The following is a 17,827-nucleotide window of genomic DNA, read 5'->3' on the forward strand; positions in this document are numbered from 1 at the left end:
GCCCATGACGGTCCCCGATCCCGGGCTGCCGACCCGCGTCCGCATCCACGAGGTGGGTGCCCGCGACGGACTGCAGAACGAGAAGACGTCCGTACCGACCGAGGTGAAGGCCGAGTTCGTCCACCGGCTCGCCGCGGCCGGCCTCACCACCATCGAGGCCACCAGCTTCGTCCACCCCAAGTGGGTGCCCCAGCTCGCCGACGCGGAACAGCTCTTCCCGCTGCTCTCCGACGTGTCCGCCGACCTGCCCGTCCTCGTCCCCAACGAGCGCGGCCTGGACCGCGCGCTCGCCCTGGGGGCCGATCGGATCGCGGTGTTCGGTTCCGCGACGGAGACCTTCGCGGCCCGCAACCTCAACCGGACCGTCGCCGAGTCCCTGGCCATGTTCGAGCCCGTGGTGGCCCGGGCGAAGGAGCGGGGCGCCCATGTGCGCGGGTACCTCTCCATGTGCTTCGGCGACCCCTGGGAGGGCGCCGTGCCCGTCCCGCAGGTGGTCTCCGTGGCCAAGGCCCTGCTGGACCTCGGCTGCGACGAACTGAGTCTCGGCGACACCATCGGCGTCGCCACCCCGGGCCATGTCGGGGCCCTCCTCGACGGGCTCGACGAGGTGGGCGTGGAGACCGGCCGGATCGGTGTCCACTTCCACGACACCTACGGCCAGGCCCTCTCCAACACCCTCGCCGCGCTCCGACGCGGCGTGACCACGGTCGACGCCTCCGCCGGCGGCCTCGGCGGCTGCCCGTACGCGAAGAGCGCCACCGGCAACCTGGCCACCGAGGACCTCGTGTGGATGCTCGACGGCCTCGGCATCGAGACCGGGGTCGACCTGGCCGCCCTCACCGCCACGAGCGTGTGGATGGCCGAGCGGTTGGGGCGCCCCAGCCCCTCCCGTACCGTCCGCGCCCTCTCCCACAAGGAGTAACGAAGACATGTCCCTCGACCACCGGCTCACCCCCGAGCACGAGGAACTCCGCCGCACCGTCGAGGCCTTCGCGCACGACGTCGTCGCCCCCAAGATCGGCGACCTGTACGAGCGGCACGAGTTCCCGTACGAGATCGTCCGCGAGATGGGCCGCATGGGCCTGTTCGGCCTGCCCTTCCCGGAGGAGTACGGCGGCATGGGCGGCGACTACCTCGCCCTCGGCATCGCCCTGGAGGAGCTGGCCCGCGTCGACTCCTCGGTCGCCATCACCCTGGAGGCCGGCGTCTCGCTCGGCGCCATGCCGATCCACCTGTTCGGCACCGAGGAGCAGAAGCGGGAGTGGCTGCCGAGGATGTGCTCCGGCGAGGTGCTGGGTGCCTTCGGTCTGACCGAGCCGGACGGCGGCTCGGACGCGGGCGGCACCCGTACGACGGCCGTCAAGGACGGTGACGAGTGGGTGATCAACGGCTCGAAGTGCTTCATCACCAACTCCGGTACGGACATCACCGGGTTGGTCACGGTCACCGCGGTGACCGGGCGCAAGGCGGACGGTCGGCCCGAGATCTCCTCGATCATCGTGCCGTCCGGCACGCCCGGCTTCACGGTGGCGGCCCCGTACTCCAAGGTCGGCTGGAACTCGTCCGACACCCGTGAGCTGTCGTTCCAGGACGTGCGGGTGCCCCTGGCCAACCTGGTCGGCCAGGAGGGCCGCGGCTACGCCCAGTTCCTGCGGATCCTCGACGAGGGCCGCATCGCCATCTCCGCACTCGCCACGGGCCTGGCCCAGGGCTGTGTCGACGAGTCGGTGAAGTACGCCAAGGAACGCAAGGCCTTCGGCCGGCCCATCGGCGACAACCAGGCCATCCAGTTCAAGCTGGCGGACATGGAGATGCGCGCCCACATGGCCCGTGTCGGCTGGCGGGACGCCGCCTCGCGGCTGGTGGCCGGCGAGCCGTTCAAGAAGGAGGCGGCCATCGCCAAGCTGTACTCCTCCACGGTCGCCGTCGACAACGCCCGTGAGGCCACGCAGATCCACGGGGGCTACGGGTTCATGAACGAGTACCCGGTGGCCCGCATGTGGCGGGACTCCAAGATCCTGGAGATCGGCGAGGGCACCAGCGAGGTGCAGCGCATGCTGATCGCCCGCGAACTGGGCTTCGCCGGCTGACCGGTGGCCGACCGACAGGTCGGTCGTGCGACAGCTCACACGAGGGGGCCCGAGAAACTAAGGGCCCCCTTACCGTTTTCGGCCAAGGTTAGGCTAACCTTCCCTTCGAACGGCCCAGTGGCCGCCCGGCACGCACGAAAGCGGACACCGACATGCCCAAGTCCCGATCCTCCCTCCTCACCCGCCGCGGTCTCATCGCGGCCGGCGGTGCCCTGAGCCTCGTCGCGGCGCTCTCCGCGTGCGGCGGCACCGACAAGGCGAAGGACGGGGCCGGCGACGCGGACAAGACCGCTGCGGCCTCGGGCCCCTGGACCTTCAAGGACGACCTCGGCAAGGACGTCTCCACGAAGGCCGCCCCGAAGAACATCGTCGCCTTCACCGGCACCGCCGCCGCGCTCTACGACTACGGCGTGAACGTCAAGGGCGTCTTCGGCCCGACCAAGACCGCCGACGGCAAGCCCGACGTCCAGGCCGGCTCGATGGACATATCCAAGGTCGAGATCCTCGGCAACGTCTACGACGAGTTCAACGTCGAGAAGTACGCGGCCCTCCAGCCCGACCTGCTGGTCACCAACTCCTGGGACGGCTCGTACTGGTACGTCCCGGAGGCCTCCAAGGACAAGATCATGAAGCTGGCCCCGGCCGCCGCGATCAAGGTCGGCGGCGACGTCAGCATGGACAAGGCGCTGGCCCGCACCGCGGACCTCGCCAAGGCCCTCGGCGCCGACATGAACGCCAAGAAGACCGTGGACGCCAAGGCCCGCTTCGAGGCCGCATCCGCCAAGCTCCGCGAGGCCACCAAGGCGAACCCGGGCATCAAGGTGCTCGTCGGTTCCGGCGCCGCCGACCTGTTCTACGCCTCCACCCCGAAGACCTCCGCCGACCTGAAGTACTTCGAGTCGCTCGGCGTCGAGTTCGTCACCCCGGAGAAGCTGGACGAGGGCGGCTTCTTCGAGAGCCTCAGCTGGGAGAACGCCGGCAAGTACAAGGCCGACGTCATCCTGCTCGACAACCGCACCGGCACCCTGCAGCCGAAGGACCTCGCGGCCAAGCCGACCTGGGCCGAGATGCCCGCCGTCAAGGCCGGTCAGATCACCCCGCGCGTGACCGAGCCGATCTTCTCCTACGAGAAGTGCGCCCAGCTGCTGGAGGACCTGGCGAAGTCCATCCAGGGCGCCAAGAAGGTCAGCTGACCCACCGGCTGATCCCCGGCGCCCCGACCGGCGCCGCACACACCCCCAGGAGGGACTCACCGCATGACCGTCACCGCATCCGACGCGGCCCCGGCCGTGGCCCACTTCCGGTTCTTCGAACTCGAGGTGCTCCGCACGCGCCGTCTCGGCCACTCGTTCCTGCGCGTCACGTTCGGCGGCGAGTCCCTCTCGCGGTTCCGCTCCGGCGGGTACGACCAGAGCCTGTCGCTCTTCCTCCCGGCCGGGGGCGCCGAGCACACCGTGCTGCCCTCCACGGACGAGGACACCTGGTTCGCCGCCTGGCGGGCGCTCCCCGAGGCCGAACGCCCGGTGATGCGCTCGTACACCGTGCGCGAGCAGCGCCGCACGCCCGAGGGCGTGGACGAGGTCGACATCGACTTCGTGCTCCACGGCGACTCCTCCCCCGCGTCCCGCTGGGCCGGGCGGGCCGTCGCCGGCCGCCGGGTCATGCTGATCGGGCCGGCCGTCGCGGAGAACAAGTCCGTGCGGTTCCAGCCACCCGCCACCGCGGACGCGATCCTGCTGTACGCGGACGAGACCGCGCTGCCCGCCGCCTCCGCGATCCTCGAACGACTGCCCGCCGGCACGCCGGTGAAGGCCTGGTTCGAGGTCCCGCACGAGGACGACCGACTCGACCTGGTGGCCCCCGCCGACGCGGACATCACCTGGATCGTCCGCGACCCCGCCCTGGGGCGCGAGCGCGCGGGCCGGCTCGTGGATGCGATCCGCGCGGCCGAACTGCCCTCCGGACAGGCCCCGTACGCCTGGATCGCGGGCGAGGCGGGAACGATCCGCGCGGTCCGCCGCCACCTCGTGCAGGAACGTTCCATCGATCGGCGCGCGGTGCGCTTCATCGGCTACTGGCGCCTCGGCGCGAGCGAGGAAGAGCTGCTCGCCGAGGCCTACGCGGGCCAGGCTCCCAGCGAGGACGCCACCGCGACCCTGTAGCCCTCGCGGACCCTCGGTCCCCCACGCACAACTCCAGCGCTCCGCGCGGACATTGAGAGATGGGTCTCGGCCTCCGGCCGGGGCCCCTCTCTATTTGGTCTGAAACTTAGGCTAGGCTAACCTAAGACTTCTCCCCACTCCCCCCTCTTCCCCTGCCCGGAGGAAAGTTGATGCGTTCGCATCTGCTGAACGAGACGACCGCAGACCTCTACCGGCGTACCGTCACCGAAGGCGTCGAACGCGTCGCCGCGAAGATCGCGACCACGGAACGGCCCCACACCGGCATATCCGTCGACGAACTCGCCCCGGTCATCGACGCGATCGACCTCGACAAGCCCCTCGAGGACCCGGCCGCCGTGCTGGACGAACTCGAAGAGGTCTACCTCCGGGACGCGGTGTACTTCCACCACCCGCGCTACCTCGGCCACCTCAACTGCCCGGTCGTGATCCCGGCCGTGCTCGGCGAGGCGATCCTCTCCGCCGTCAACTCCTCCCTCGACACCTGGGACCAGTCCATCGGCGGCACCCTCATCGAGCGCCGCCTGATCGACTGGACCGCGCGCCGCATCGGCCTCGGCGAGGGCGCGGACGGCGTCTTCACCTCCGGCGGCAGCCAGTCCAACTTCCACGCGCTGCTCCTGGCCCGCGACGAGGCCTGCCGCCTGGTCATGAAGCAGGCGCTGAACGAGGGTCGGGCACTGAGCAAGGCCGAGGTCCTGCCCAAGCTGCGCATCTTCAGCTCCGAGGCCAGCCACTTCAGCGTGAAGAAGTCGGCGGCCATGCTCGGACTCGGCTACGAGGCCGTCGTCTCCGTCCCGGTCGACCGGAACCGCCGCATGGACACCTCGCTGCTCGCCCTGGAGCTGGAGGAGTGCGAGCGCGAGGGCCTCTTCCCGATGGCCGTCGTCGCCACCGCCGGCACCACCGACTTCGGGTCCATCGACCCGCTCCACGAGATCGCCCGCCTGGCCGGGCAGTACTCCGCGTGGATGCACGTGGACGCCGCCTACGGCTGCGGGCTGCTGATCTCGCCGACCCGCCGGCACCTCCTCGACGGCATCGAGCGCGCCGACTCGGTCACCGTCGACTACCACAAGTCGTTCTTCCAGCCCGTGAGTTCCAGCGCGGTGCTGGTCCGGGACCGGGACACGCTCAAGCACGCCACGTACCACGCGGACTACCTCAACCCCCGCCGGATGGCGGAGGAGCGGATCCCGAACCAGGTGGACAAGTCCATCCAGACCACGCGCCGCTTCGACGCCCTCAAGCTGTGGATGACCCTGCGCGTCATGGGCGCCGACGGTCTCGGCTCGCTCTTCGACGAGGTCGTCTCGCTGGCCGCCGAGGGCTGGGACATCATCGACGCCGACCCGCGCTACGAGGTCGTCGTCAAGCCGCAGATCTCCACGCTGGTCTTCCGCTACGTCCCCGAGGGCGACGTCCGCGCCGACCTCGTCGACGAGGCCAACCTGCACGCCCGCAAGGCCCTGTTCGCCTCCGGTGAGGCCGTCGTCGCCGGCACCAAGGTGGACGGCCGCCAGTACTTGAAGTTCACCCTCCTCAACCCGCAGACCACGACGGCCGACATCAGCGCCGTCCTCGACCTCCTCGCGTCCCACGCCGAGCAGTACCTGGGAGAATCCCTTGTCCACGCCTCGTGATACCCGCCGGCCCCTCGATTTCATCGGTATCGGCCTCGGCCCCTTCAACCTGGGACTCGCCTGCCTGACCGCGCCGATCGACGAGCTCGACGGCCTGTTCATCGAGACGAAGCCGCACTTCGAGTGGCACGCCGGGATGTTCCTGGACGGCGCGCACCTGCAGACGCCGTTCATGTCGGACCTGGTGACCCTGGCCGACCCGACCTCGCCCTTCTCCTTCCTGAACTACCTGAAGGACAAGGACCGGCTGTACACGTTCTACATCCGGGAGAACTTCTACCCGCTGCGGGCCGAGTACAACGACTACTGCCGGTGGGCCGCCGACCGCCTCGACAACGTCGCGTTCTCCACCTCCGTCACCGAGGTCACCTACGACGAGCAGGCCGGCCTGTACGAGGTCCACACGGACAAGGGCGAGACCCACCTCGCCAAGCGGCTGGTCCTGGGCACCGGCACCCCGCCGTTCGTCCCCCAGGCCTGCGCGAACCTGGGCGGGGACTTCTCCCACAACTCCGCCTACATGTACAACAAGGCGGAGCTGCAGAAGAAGAAGTCGATCACCCTGGTCGGTTCCGGCCAGAGCGCCGCGGAGATCTACCACGACCTCCTCGCCGAGATCGACGTCCACGGCTACCAGCTCAACTGGGTCACCCGCTCCCCGCGGTTCTTCCCGCTGGAGTACACGAAGCTGACGCTGGAGATGACCTCCCCCGAGTACGTGGACTACTTCCACGCGCTCCCGGAGGAGACCCGGTACCGGCTGGAGACCCAGCAGAAGAACCTCTTCAAGGGCATCGACGGCGAACTCATCAACGCCATCTTCGACCTGCTCTACCAGAAGAAGATCAGCATGCCGGGCGAGGTCCCGACCACGCTGCTGACCAACACCTCGCTGAACTCCGCCGCGTACGACACCACCACGGGCACCTACACCCTGGGGCTGCGCCAGGAGGAACAGGAGCGCGACTTCTCGCTCGCCTCCGAGGGCCTGATCCTGGCCACGGGCTACAAGTACAGCCTGCCGGAGTTCCTCGCCCCGGTGCGCGACCGGCTGAACTTCGACGGCCACGGCCGCCCCGACGCCGCCCGCAACTACAGCATCGACGTCACCGGCCACGACGTGTTCCTCCAGAACGGAACGGTCCACAACCACTCCATCACCTCGCCCGACCTGGGCATGGCCGCGTACAGGAACGCGTACATCATCGGAGAGCTCCTCGGCCGCGAGTACTACAAGGTCGAGAAGTCCATCGCGTTCCAGCAGTTCGCAGCCCCGGAAGGCCCCTTCGCATGAGCACCACCGAACTCCTCTTCACCCGTACCGACCCCGCCCTGGGCGAGTTCTCGGTCCGGCCGCTCGACCCCTTCGCCGACGCGGAGCTCCTGCACGGCTGGGTGACCCACCCCAAGGCCTCGTTCTGGATGATGCAGGACGCCTCGCTGCCGGACGTCGAGCGCGAGTACATGCGGATCGCCGCCGCCGAGCACCACCAGGCCTACATCGGCCTCCACGAGGGCCGCCCGGCGTTCCTCATGGAGACGTACGACCCGTCCGAGCTGGAGCTCGTCGGCCTGTACGACGCCCTCCCCGGCGACGTCGGCATGCATTTCCTCGTCGCGCCCAGCGACACCCCCCTGCACGGCTTCACCCGCGCGGTGATCACCACCGTCATGGCGGCCGTGTTCGCGGACCCGCGGACCCTGCGCGTCGTCGTCGAGCCCGATGTGGCCAACACCGCCGTGCACGCCCTGAACGAGGCGGTCGGCTTCGTGGCCGAGCGCCCCGTCACCAAGCCGGAGAAGGAAGCCCTGCTGAGCTTCTGCACCCGCGAACAGTTCGAGGCGGCCACCGGCCGCGACGGAGCATCCATATGAGCCTCGCCGACGCCGTCTCCCACCTCTCCCCCGAGCTGTGGGCCCGCGCCAACCGCGCCCTGGTCCGCAAGGCCCTCGCCGAGTTCTCCCACGAGCGGCTGCTGACCCCCGAACCGCTGGGCGACGACCGCTACGCGGTCCGCAGCGACGACGGCTCGGTCGAGTACCGCTTCGCGTCCGCCCTGCACGCCCTGGACCACTGGGCGGTCGAGGAGTCCTCCATCACCCGGCACCGGGACGGGGCCGAGGTCCCCCTGGACGCCATCGACTTCCACATCGAGCTGCGCGAGACCCTGGGCCTGAGCGCCGAGGTCCTGCCGGTGTACCTGGAGGAGATCTCCTCCACCCTGGCCGGCACCGGCTTCAAGTACACCAAGCCGCAGGTGTCCTCCGACGTCCTCGCGAAGTCCTCCTTCCAGGACATCGAGACGGGCATGACCGAGGGCCACCCCTGCTTCGTCGCCAACAACGGCCGCCTCGGTTTCGGCGTGCACGAGTACCTCTCGTACGCCCCGGAGACGGCGAGCCCGGTCCACCTGGTGTGGGCGGCCGCCCACAAGGACGTCTCGACCTTCACGGCGGGCGCCGGCCTGGACCACGACTCCTTCATGCGCGAGGAGCTCGGTGAGCGGGCCGTCGAGGGCTTCGCCGCCCGCATGTCGGAACTGGGCCTGGACCTGGCGGACTACCACCTCTTCCCGGTGCACCCCTGGCAGTGGTGGAACAAGACCACGGTCACCTTCGCCGCCGAGATCGCCAACCGCCGCCTCGTGCTGCTGGGCGAGGGCGAGGACGCCTACCTGGCGCAGCAGTCGATCCGCACGTTCTTCAACCGGAGCGCGCCGGAGAAGCACTACGTCAAGACGGCCATCTCCGTCCTCAACATGGGCTTCATGCGCGGCCTGTCGGCCACGTACATGGAGGCCACTCCGGCGATCAACGACTGGCTGCACCAGCTGATCGAGTCGGACGAGGTCCTGCGGTCGGTGGACTTCTCGATCATCCGTGAGCGCGCGGCGATCGGTTACCACCACCGCCAGTACGAGCGGGCGACCGACCGGTACTCCCCGTACCGCAAGATGCTGGCCGCGCTGTGGCGCGAGTCCCCGGTCGGTTCGCTGAAGGGCGACGAGCGGCTCGCCACGATGGCCTCGCTCCTGCACGTCGACGCCGAGGGCAAGTCCTTCGTCGGCGCGCTGATCGCGGAGTCGGGCCTCACCCCGACCGAGTGGCTGCGCTCGTACCTGAAGGCGTACCTGGTTCCGCTGCTGCACTGCTTCTACCAGTACGACCTCGCCTACATGCCGCACGGCGAGAACACCATCCTCGTCATCGAGGGCGGCGTGGTGAAGCGGGCGATCTTCAAGGACATCGCCGAGGAGATCGTGGTCATGGACGCGGACGCGGTCCTGCCTCCCGCGGTCGAGCGGGTCCGGGCGGACATCCCGGAGGACATGAAGCTGCTGTCCGTCTTCACGGACGTCTTCGACTGCTTCTTCCGCTTCCTGGGCTCGATCCTGGTCACGGAGGGCATCTGCGAGGAGGACACCTTCTGGAAGGCCGTCGCGGACTGCGGCCACGACTACCAGGAGTCCATGCCCCAGCTGGCGGAGCGCTTCGAGCGCTACGACCTGTTCGCGCAGGAGTTCCAGCTGTCCTGCCTCAACCGTCTCCAGCTGCGCAACAACAAGCAGATGGTCGACCTCGCCGACCCGTCGGCGGCCCTCCAGCTGATCGGCAACCTCAAGAACCCCGTCGCGCCCTTCGCCCGACGGTGACGACCCGCGGGCGGGCTTCCGATACGGTCCCTCGGAAGCCCGCCCGCGCCCTTGCGCCCGACCGCCCCGTTCGCCCCGTTCGCCGCGTCACCGGGTCACCGGGTCACCGGGTCACCGGGTCACCGGGTCCAGGGAACGTCCGGCGCCCGGAAGTAGCCGATGCCCTGCGCGTCCAGCCGCGGGCCCTGGGCCGCCAGCCGCTCGCGGTAGCGGTCCCAGTCCAGTGCCGCCGCCGGCGACCAGCCCAGCTCGGCCAGCCCCAGCACCCTGGGGAACGCCAGTTGCTCCCAGTCCTGCCGGGTGGCGACCGTCTCGGTCCACAGCGGCGCCTCCACACCCAGCACCGCCGACTCCGGGACCCCGGGCAGGTAGGCACCGGGGTCCCAGGAGTAGGCCCGCCGCACCGGCACGTACCCGGCCCACGCCAACCCCGGCTTCGTCGCCTTGTCGTACTTCATGTCGAGGTAGACGCGGTCCGCCGGGGAGAGGATCACCGGGTGGCCGGCCTTCGCCGCCGCCGCCACGCCCGCCTTCTCGGCCGCCGACGTCCGGTCGTGTCCCCAGTACTGGAGCACCGCGCCCGCCGCCGGTCGCGCCGAGGCCAGCTGGTGCCAGGCCACCACCGTCTTGCCGTGCCTGCCGACGACCGCCTGCGCCCGGTCCATGAAGGCCGCGTAGTCCGCCGCCGGCGTCGAGTGCGCCTCGTCCCCGCCGATGTGCAGGTAGGGGCCCGGGGTCATCTCCGCGAGCTCGCCGAGCACCTCGTCGATGAACGCGTACGTCCGCTCGCCGCCCACGCACAGCGAACTGAAGCCCACCTTGATCCCGGTGTACCGCTCGCGCGCCTTGCCGTCGCAGTTCAGCTCGGCGTAGGAGGCCTGCGCCGCGTTGACGTGTCCCGGCATGTCGATCTCGGGGACGACGTCCACGTACCGTCGGGCCGCGTACGCGACCAGTTCCCGGTACTCGTCCTTCGTCCAGTGGCCGCCCGGGCCGCCGCCGACCTCGCTGCCGCCTCCGTACTCGGCGAGCCGCGGCCAGGAGTCGCTCGCGAGCCGCCAGCCCTGGTCGTCGGTCAGGTGCAGGTGCAGGGTGTTGACCTTGTACTGGGCGAGCTGGTCCACGTACCGCTTCACCTGCTCCACCGGGAAGAAGTGGCGGGCGATGTCGACCATGGCTCCCCGGTACGCGAACCGAGGCGTGTCCTGCACCGTCCCGCCCGGCACCGTTCCCGCGCCCCGCGCCGGCACCAGTTGCCGCAGGGTCTGCCCCGCGTGGAACAGCCCCTCGGGGGTGCGCGCGGTGAGCGTGACCCCGGTCGGGCCGGCCTCCAGTCGGTAGCCCTCCTCGCCGAGCGCGCCGGCGGCCCGGTCGAGCCGCAGCCTGATCCCGTCCCCCTCCGCCCCGGCCACCAAGGGCAGCGGCAGGCCGGCCGCCGCGCGCAGTTGCCCGGCGAGCAGCTCCCCGACCTGCCGCACCTCCGCGCCGGTGCCGGGGGCGGTACGGATCACCGTGCCCGCCCCGAACGCGTACCCGGCGCCCTCGGCCCGCGCGGACACGGGCGCGGGCAGCAGCCGCTCGTAGGGCGTGGACGCGGTGGCACGCACGCCCCCGGGCCGGGAGTCGTCGCCGTGGGCGGCGGTGCAGGAAACGGCCGCCGCGCCGAGGGCGAGGAGGGCACCGAGCGTGCGTCGCAGGACTCTCATGACCTCAGGTATAGGCCAATCAGGCACGACACGCCGATGCGAGAATCGCGGGATGGCGGAAATCATCCAGAAGGACGGCACCTGGACCTTCGACGGGGACGCGGTGCGCATCGTGCCGGGCCGCGACAAGGAGGTCGGCCCGCTGCGGCAGGCCCTCGGGGAACTGCTCGTGCCGCTGGGCGCGATCGGCGGCATCTCCTACGAACCGGGGCGCAAGTCGGGCCGGTTGCGGTTGCGTCCGCGTGACGGCGCCGACCCCCTGATCCAGGTGACGGGCGGGCGGCTGCCGGAGACCTCGGACCCCTACAGGCTGACCGTGGAGTCGGACCGCACCGGAGTGGCGGAGTACTTCGTCGACGAGATCCGCAACGCGCTGCTGCTGGACCAGGTCGACCCCGGCCCCAGCGACCGCTACCTGCTGCCCGGTCCGGCGGTGCCGATCAGCGCGAGCGGGGGCGACGGCACGGTGTCCTTCGACGGCGACCGGATCACCCTGGACTGGAACTGGGCGACGGAGGAGGCCAAGCAGTCGGCCGGCGCCCGGCAGTTCCGGGTCGCAGACGTCCGGGCGGTGGAGTGGACCCCGTCGCGGGGGCTCTCCAACGGCGTACTGCGGTTCACCCTGGCGGGGGCGCAGGCGCCGCCGTCCCCCAAGTACGACCCGTACGCGGTGGAGTTGTTCGGCATGGGCCGCAAGGAACTGGCGACCGCGCTGGTCGCGGCGGCCGTGGCGGCCCGCCTGCCGCACCCGACCCCGACCCCGGCCCCGGCCGCGGCTCCGGCTCCGGCCGCGCTCCCGGCGGACGGCGCGGACCACGACGCCCTGTTGCGTCGACTGCGCGAGCTCGGGGAGCTGCACACGTCGGGCATCCTCACGGCCGAGGAGTTCTCGACGGCGAAAGCGGCGATTTTGCGCCGTTTCTGACCGACCAGGACCGGAATTACCCATTCTCCTGGTCCAGACCAGCTCGATTCTGCCCGAATTCGGGCAGGATCTTTGCATTCCGGCCCGCATCCCGCGAGTATCTACGGGTGCTCGACCGCCGCCCGTCACATGACGACCTCGTCGACCACCTGGTGCGCAGCACCTCGCTCCAGCGGGGCGAGGCGGCCCGGGTGGTACTCGACGTGCTCGCCTACTTCGACGAGACGACGGAGGAATTCGTCCGCCGCCGCCACCGTGAACTGCAGTCCGGTGGCGCGGTCAACACGGAGATCTTCGAGCGGATCGCGGCCGAACTGCCGCACCGCGCCGTGGCGCCGCCGGAGCTTTCGCTCCGGCAACTGCGCCGCATCGTCTACGGCTGACCGGTGACCGCGCGGACGGACGCGCGGAGACGACCGGAGCACTCGTTCAGGACTTCAGGAGGGGCAAGACCGTATGTGCGGAATCGTGGGTTACATCGGCAAGCGTGACGTGGCACCGCTGCTGCTGGAAGGCCTCCAGCGGCTGGAGTACCGGGGTTACGACTCCGCCGGCATCGTCGTCAACAGCCCGAAGTCCGCGGCCCTGAAGGTCGTCAAGGCCAAGGGTCGGGTCCGCGAGCTGGAGTCCCGGGTCCCCAAGCGCTTCGCCGGCACCACCGGCATCGCCCACACCCGCTGGGCCACCCACGGCGCCCCGAGCGACATCAACTCGCACCCGCACCTGGACGCCGACAACAAGGTCGCGGTCGTCCACAACGGCATCGTGGACAACGCCTCCGAGCTGCGCGCCAAGCTGGAGTCCGAGGGCGTCGTCTTCCTCTCGGAGACCGACACCGAGGTCATCGTGCACCTCGTCGCCCGCTCCGCGGCGGACACCCTGGAGGAGAAGGTCCGCGAGGCCGTCAAGGTCATCGAGGGCACGTACGGCATCGCCGTCATGCACGCCGACTTCCCGGACCGCATCGTCGTGGCCCGCAACGGCTCCCCGGTCGTCCTCGGCATCGGCGAGAAGGAGATGTTCGTCGCCTCGGACGTCGCCGCGCTGGTCGCCCACACCCGCCAGATCGTCACCCTCGACGACGGCGAGATGGCCACCCTCAAGGCCGACGACTTCCGCACGTACACCACCTCCGGCACGACGACCACCGCCACGCCCGAGACCGTGGAGTGGGAGGCCGCCTCGTACGACATGGGCGGTCACGACACCTACATGCACAAGGAGATCTCCGAGCAGTCCGACGCGGTCGACCGCGTCCTGCGCGGCCGGATCGACGACCGCTTCAACACCGTGCACCTGGGCGGCCTGAACCTGGACCCGCGCGAGGCGCGCGGCATTCGCCGGGTCAAGATCCTGGGCTGCGGCACCTCGTACCACGCGGGTCTGATCGGCGCCGGTCTCATCGAGGGCCTGGCCCGCATCCCCGCCGACGCCGAGCCGGCCTCCGAGTTCCGCTACCGCAACCCGGTCGTGGACCCCGACACCCTCTACATCGCGGTCTCCCAGTCCGGCGAGACCTACGACGTCCTCGCGGCCGTCCAGGAGCTCAAGCGCAAGGGCGCCCGCGTCCTCGGCGTCGTGAACGTGGTCGGCTCCGCCATCGCCCGCGAGGCCGACGGCGGCGTGTACGTGCACGCCGGCCCCGAGGTCTGCGTCGTCTCCACCAAGTGCTTCACCAACACGGTCGTGGCCTTCGCGCTGCTCGCCGTGCACCTCGGCCGGATCCGGGACCTGTCGGTCACCGACGGCAAGCGGATCATCGAGGGCCTGCGCAAGCTGCCCGCGCAGATCCAGGAGATCCTCGAAGGCGAGGAGGACATCAAGAAGCTGGCGGCCGAGTACGCCGACGCCAAGTCGATGATGTTCATCGGCCGGGTGCGCGGTTACCCGGTGGCCCTGGAGGCCTCCCTGAAGCTCAAGGAGATCTCCTACATCCACGCCGAGGCCTACCCGGCCTCCGAGCTCAAGCACGGCCCGCTCGCGCTCATCGAGCCGGCGATGCCGACGGTCGCGATCGTCCCGGACGACGACCTGCTGGAGAAGAACCGCGCGGCGCTGGAGGAGATCAAGGCCCGCAGCGGCCGCATCCTCGCGGTCGCCCACCGCGAGCAGGAGAAGGCCGACCACACGATCCTCGTGCCCAAGAACGAGGACGAGCTCGACCCGATCCTGATGGGCATCCCGCTCCAGCTCCTGGCGTACCACACCGCCCTGGCCCTGGGCCGGGACATCGACAAGCCGCGCAACCTGGCCAAGTCGGTCACCGTCGAGTAGTCGATCACCGTCGAGCAGTAGCGCGGTCGAGTGGCCGCACGCGCGGAAGGCCCCCGGGGGACATGATCCCCCGGGGGCCTTCCGCATTTCCCTGCGTTCCCGCGCCGAACGGATCAGCTCGCGGGGACCGCGTCCCCGCGGGCCCTGCTGCCGAGCGCCACCGGCCAGTGCGCCAGCGCGGCCGTGGCCCCGTACCAGGCCAGGAGCCCGGCGACCGCCGCCACCCAGCCGGCGATCTTGGCGAGCAGACCGCTGTCGGCGAAGGCCCCCACCGCGAGGAGCAGCAGGGAGAGGGTGAACAGGGCGTACACGCCCTGCCCGAACAGTCCGCCCGCAGCCCCCACCGTCAAGGTCAGGACGAGCAGGGCGAACAGGACGAGGAACGCTCCGGCCGCATCTGCCGAAACCTTTCCGTCGGCCCCCGCGGCCCAGGTGAACCAGAAGGCACCGAGCCCCGCGAACGCGGTGCCGTTGAAGCCGTCGCCGCCCCGGAACTCGAGGATCCCGAGGACGAACAGGGCGAGACCGCCGACGTAGGTGGCGAGCGACACCGAGTTCGCGGCGGTCACTCCGTCGATGATGCCGGTGTGGCCGATACCGAACGCGAGAAGGGTGAGACCCAGGGCAATGTGCCCGAGGGTCGAAGTAGAGGCCGTGCTTCCCGCAGAGACACCGTTGTCCACGGCGGGCTCCCTTCGATCTGCAGTTGTTTGCTGCGTCCCAGCAGCATTTATCTACCCTTTACATGAGGGTTCACAACCGCACGAACGGCGTACAGAGGGTCACGGAATGACAACAACCGGTCGCTGTGCCCGCTTGGCCAGTCGGCCCGCCACCGAGCCGAAGATCCGGCCCACGATGCCGTGCGTGGAGCCGACCACGATGGCGTCCGCCGAGTACTCCCGGCCGACCTCCTCCAGCTCGTGGCAGATGTCCCCGCCCCGCTCGACCAGGATCCAGGGCACCTCGGACAGATAGTCCGCGCAGGCCAGCTCCAGCCCCAGGACCTCGGTGCGATGGTCGGGGACGTCCACGAAGACGGGGGGCTCGCAGCCGGCCCACACCGTGGTGGGCAGCCGGTTGGCCACATGCACGATGATCAGGCCGGATCCGGAGCGTCGGGCCATCCCGATGGCGTACGCGAGGGCTCGCTCACTGGAGGTCGAGCCGTCGAAGCCCACCACGACGCCGTGCCGGAAGGCCGGGTCGCAGGGCAGACGTGTCTGTTCCACCGCGCGCAGGTCGGCCGACGCGGAGTCGGCGAGGGGTTTGCGCTTGCGGTCCGCGGGTTCGGAGAATTCGTGACCGGCCATGGTGTCTCGGCGAAGGGTCCTCGGGGGAAGCGACAGGGGCGAAATCGGCGACGCAGTGTGACGGAGCTCTGTCCGGGAAGCATCTTCCCAAGCCCATACCCTCCAGGGTACGGCGACACTCCTGTACTGCACAGGGCATGCCGCCCTTGGAGAGCGTCCCAGGGAGCATGCCGGAGCGACGGCGCGTTGGCAATGTCGGCTGGCCCCTACAGTCAGTGACGAGCGGGGCGGGCACCACCCGTGCGCGCAGTGACCGAGCCCCTCCGTACGCCGTTGGACAGACGTCCGACCGTCCAGGAAGAGCCCGCAGGGAGTACGCCGTGCCCGGCCGTCCGGTCCACCCCGTCCAGCCCGCTCCGCCGACGCGTCCCGTCCCGCCCGGCACGTCGCCGCGTTCCGGCGCCCGCTCCGGCGCGCGCTCCGGCGACGCGACACCGCACCTCGCGCCCCTTCCCCTTCACTCTTCCGTGCGTCGCACCCGACCCCCGCAGGACGACCCCGCGGGTGACGTGGTGCGCTGGGCCGCCTTCAGCTGCCTGCTCGTCCCCGTGGTCCTGGTCGTCTACGGAACCTCCTTCGGCGGGGCGGCCGTCGCGACCCTGGGTCTCGCCGTCGTCACCGCCGCCTGCCGGGTGCTGTTGCGGCACTCCGAGAAGGCGAAGCGGTCCGCGGCCCGGGTGCTCGCCGAGGAGCCGTTCGCGCCCAGCCGGCGCGGCCGGCACTCGCGCGGCGGGGCCGGTTCACACCGCGGCCGCCACGGTTCCGGGGGCATCTCCCCTCTCGGCTGACCGATTCGCACGTACACACCCGCCTGTTTTCAGCCAACTTCCCGGCAGGTCGCCCCCCTTGCCGGAATGTCCCCCCAACCCCCCCATCACCAGCGACGACAGAGCTCCGGGGGGCTCGTGACCCTATGGGTACTGGCCATGGCCGGACTCTGCGCTTCCCGCACGGGTAGCGGAGTGGAACCCTTACTGATCGAATGCTTTTCGCCAAGTTGCCAAGTCGACATAGCGCTGCGTGCTGAACTTGTCACGCCGACACCACGGGACGCAGTAGATTCGATCATGTATTTACGGCGGGGGATCCACGTGCAAGGCCGAGGGGAAACGTGCAGGTGCGACCAGACCAAGGAGTCGCGACACCCAAGGGGGGCTTAGGTCGTGTCTTCAAAAGATCTTGAGTGGTGGATCATGGTTGGGTGATACGTCGCCATGAACTGTCTGATGAGGAGTGGGAGTTCGTCCGGCCGCTGCTGCCTGAGTCCTTGCTCGGGCGGAAGCGGTTGGACGACCGGACCGTGCTGAACGGGATCGTGTGGAAGTTCCGGACGGGCACGGCCTGGCGGGATGTGCCTGAGCGGTATGGCCCGTGGGCCACGCTGCATACCCGGTTTCGCCGGTGGGCTCTGGACGGCACCTTCGAGCGGATGCTCCGGGCCGCGCAGGCCCGGGCGGATGCGGCCGGCGACATCGACTGGCTGGTGTCGGTCGACTCGACCGTCGTGCGAGCCCACCAGCATGCCGCCGGGGCCCGAAAAGGGGGCTCCGCAGTCCCGGCCTCGGACGCTCCCGAGGTGGTCTGACCAGCAAGATTCACCTGGCCTGCGATGCCTACGGTCGTCCGCTCGCCTCCGTGGTCACGGGCGGCAACATCAACGACTGCACCCAGTTCACCACCGTGATGGAGGCGATCCGGGTGCCCCGCATCGGCCCGGGCCGCCCCCGAGTGCGGCCCGTCCACGTGCTGGGCGACAAGGCCTACAGCTCCCGGGCCATCCGCACCTGGCTGCGGCGCCGCGGCATCGGCCACACGATTCCCGAGCGAGCCGACCAGGTCCGCAACCGGCTCCGGCGCGGCAGCCGGGGCGGGCGCCCGCCGACGTTCGACAAACAGCTCTACAAGCGGCGCAACGTCGTAGAACGGTGCTTCAACCGCCTCAAGCAGTGGCGCGGCATCGCGACCCGCTACGACAAGACCGCCGAGTCCTACCAGGCAGCCGTCACCCTCGCCTCGCTCCTGATGTGGGCGTGACATTTGAAG

15 protein-coding genes and 1 pseudogene are annotated in these 17,827 nt (G+C 70.1%); 13 read left to right on the forward strand and 3 right to left on the reverse strand.

The window, feature by feature from the left end; genetic code table 11:
• Positions 1-4 precede the first annotated feature (4 nt).
• From ACQEVM_RS29685 to ACQEVM_RS29720, 8 genes are all read left to right on the forward strand, one after another.
• The gene (locus ACQEVM_RS29685; protein ID WP_433085459.1) at positions 5-922 is read left to right on the forward strand and encodes a hydroxymethylglutaryl-CoA lyase; all 918 of its coding nucleotides are present in this window, start codon (positions 5-7) and stop codon (positions 920-922) included.
• Between the two features lie 7 nt (positions 923-929).
• Positions 930-2,090 carry an acyl-CoA dehydrogenase family protein gene (locus ACQEVM_RS29690; RefSeq protein WP_267799512.1) on the forward strand — a complete coding sequence of 387 codons (1,161 nt, stop codon included), beginning with the start codon at positions 930-932 and terminating at the stop codon, positions 2,088-2,090.
• A 152-nt stretch (positions 2,091-2,242) separates the two neighbouring features.
• Positions 2,243-3,283 carry an ABC transporter substrate-binding protein gene (locus ACQEVM_RS29695; RefSeq protein ID WP_433084053.1) on the forward strand — a complete coding sequence of 347 codons (1,041 nt, stop codon included), beginning with the start codon at positions 2,243-2,245 and terminating at the stop codon, positions 3,281-3,283.
• 63 nt (positions 3,284-3,346) lie between these two features.
• On the forward strand, positions 3,347-4,252 hold the full coding sequence (locus ACQEVM_RS29700) for a siderophore-interacting protein (RefSeq protein ID WP_433084055.1): 906 nt from the start codon (positions 3,347-3,349) through the stop codon (positions 4,250-4,252).
• A gap of 170 nt (positions 4,253-4,422) precedes the next feature.
• Entirely contained in the window at positions 4,423-5,913 is a 1,491-nt protein-coding gene (locus tag ACQEVM_RS29705) for a pyridoxal phosphate-dependent decarboxylase family protein (RefSeq protein ID WP_433084057.1), read from the forward strand.
• Positions 5,897-7,207, forward strand: a complete 1,311-nt coding sequence (locus tag ACQEVM_RS29710) for a lysine N(6)-hydroxylase/L-ornithine N(5)-oxygenase family protein (RefSeq protein WP_433084059.1) — start codon at positions 5,897-5,899, stop codon at positions 7,205-7,207. The genes ACQEVM_RS29705 and ACQEVM_RS29710 overlap by 17 nt, the downstream gene beginning before the upstream one ends.
• Positions 7,204-7,788: a GNAT family N-acetyltransferase gene (locus ACQEVM_RS29715; RefSeq protein ID WP_433084061.1), complete on the forward strand. Its 585-nt coding sequence runs from the start codon at positions 7,204-7,206 to the stop codon at positions 7,786-7,788. The genes ACQEVM_RS29710 and ACQEVM_RS29715 overlap by 4 nt, the downstream gene beginning before the upstream one ends.
• On the forward strand, positions 7,785-9,566 hold the full coding sequence (locus ACQEVM_RS29720) for an IucA/IucC family protein (protein WP_433084063.1): 1,782 nt from the start codon (positions 7,785-7,787) through the stop codon (positions 9,564-9,566). The genes ACQEVM_RS29715 and ACQEVM_RS29720 overlap by 4 nt, the downstream gene beginning before the upstream one ends.
• A 119-nt stretch (positions 9,567-9,685) precedes the next feature.
• On the opposite strand, the gene ACQEVM_RS29725 is transcribed toward ACQEVM_RS29720, so the two are convergent.
• Positions 9,686-11,272: a beta-N-acetylhexosaminidase gene (locus ACQEVM_RS29725; RefSeq protein WP_433084065.1), complete on the reverse strand. Its 1,587-nt coding sequence runs from the start codon at positions 11,270-11,272 to the stop codon at positions 9,686-9,688.
• A gap of 52 nt (positions 11,273-11,324) precedes the next feature.
• Between ACQEVM_RS29725 and ACQEVM_RS29730 the strand changes: the two genes are divergently transcribed.
• The 3 genes from ACQEVM_RS29730 (at position 11,325) to glmS (ending at position 14,471) form a co-directional block, all read left to right on the forward strand.
• Positions 11,325-12,197, forward strand: a complete 873-nt coding sequence (locus ACQEVM_RS29730) for a DUF4429 domain-containing protein (protein WP_433084067.1) — start codon at positions 11,325-11,327, stop codon at positions 12,195-12,197.
• A 107-nt stretch (positions 12,198-12,304) separates the two neighbouring features.
• On the forward strand, positions 12,305-12,580 hold the full coding sequence (locus ACQEVM_RS29735; protein WP_053674701.1) for a hypothetical protein: 276 nt from the start codon (positions 12,305-12,307) through the stop codon (positions 12,578-12,580).
• A 73-nt stretch (positions 12,581-12,653) separates the two neighbouring features.
• Complete coding sequence (glmS, locus tag ACQEVM_RS29740; RefSeq protein WP_053674699.1) at positions 12,654-14,471, forward strand: glutamine--fructose-6-phosphate transaminase (isomerizing); 1,818 nt, start codon at positions 12,654-12,656, stop codon at positions 14,469-14,471.
• 113 nt (positions 14,472-14,584) lie between these two features.
• Here the strand turns inward: glmS and ACQEVM_RS29745 are convergent, their stop codons facing one another.
• Together ACQEVM_RS29745 and ACQEVM_RS29750 are read right to left on the reverse strand one after the other, a co-directional pair.
• The gene (locus tag ACQEVM_RS29745) at positions 14,585-15,154 is read right to left on the reverse strand and encodes a GPR1/FUN34/YaaH family transporter (RefSeq protein ID WP_433084070.1); all 570 of its coding nucleotides are present in this window, start codon (positions 15,152-15,154) and stop codon (positions 14,585-14,587) included.
• Between the two features lie 99 nt (positions 15,155-15,253).
• The gene (locus tag ACQEVM_RS29750; protein WP_361771614.1) at positions 15,254-15,784 is read right to left on the reverse strand and encodes a universal stress protein; all 531 of its coding nucleotides are present in this window, start codon (positions 15,782-15,784) and stop codon (positions 15,254-15,256) included.
• A gap of 467 nt (positions 15,785-16,251) precedes the next feature.
• On the opposite strand from ACQEVM_RS29750, the gene ACQEVM_RS29755 reads away from it, so the two are divergent.
• Both ACQEVM_RS29755 and ACQEVM_RS29760 read left to right on the forward strand, forming a co-directional pair.
• Positions 16,252-16,572: a hypothetical protein gene (locus tag ACQEVM_RS29755; protein ID WP_433084072.1), complete on the forward strand. Its 321-nt coding sequence runs from the start codon at positions 16,252-16,254 to the stop codon at positions 16,570-16,572.
• A 416-nt stretch (positions 16,573-16,988) separates the two neighbouring features.
• Positions 16,989-17,818, forward strand: a pseudogene (locus ACQEVM_RS29760) (IS5 family transposase).
• Positions 17,819-17,827 lie beyond the last annotated feature (9 nt).

It is taken from the genome of Streptomyces sp. CA-243310 (assembly GCF_050936775.1).
Lineage (GTDB): Bacteria > Actinomycetota > Actinomycetes > Streptomycetales > Streptomycetaceae > Streptomyces.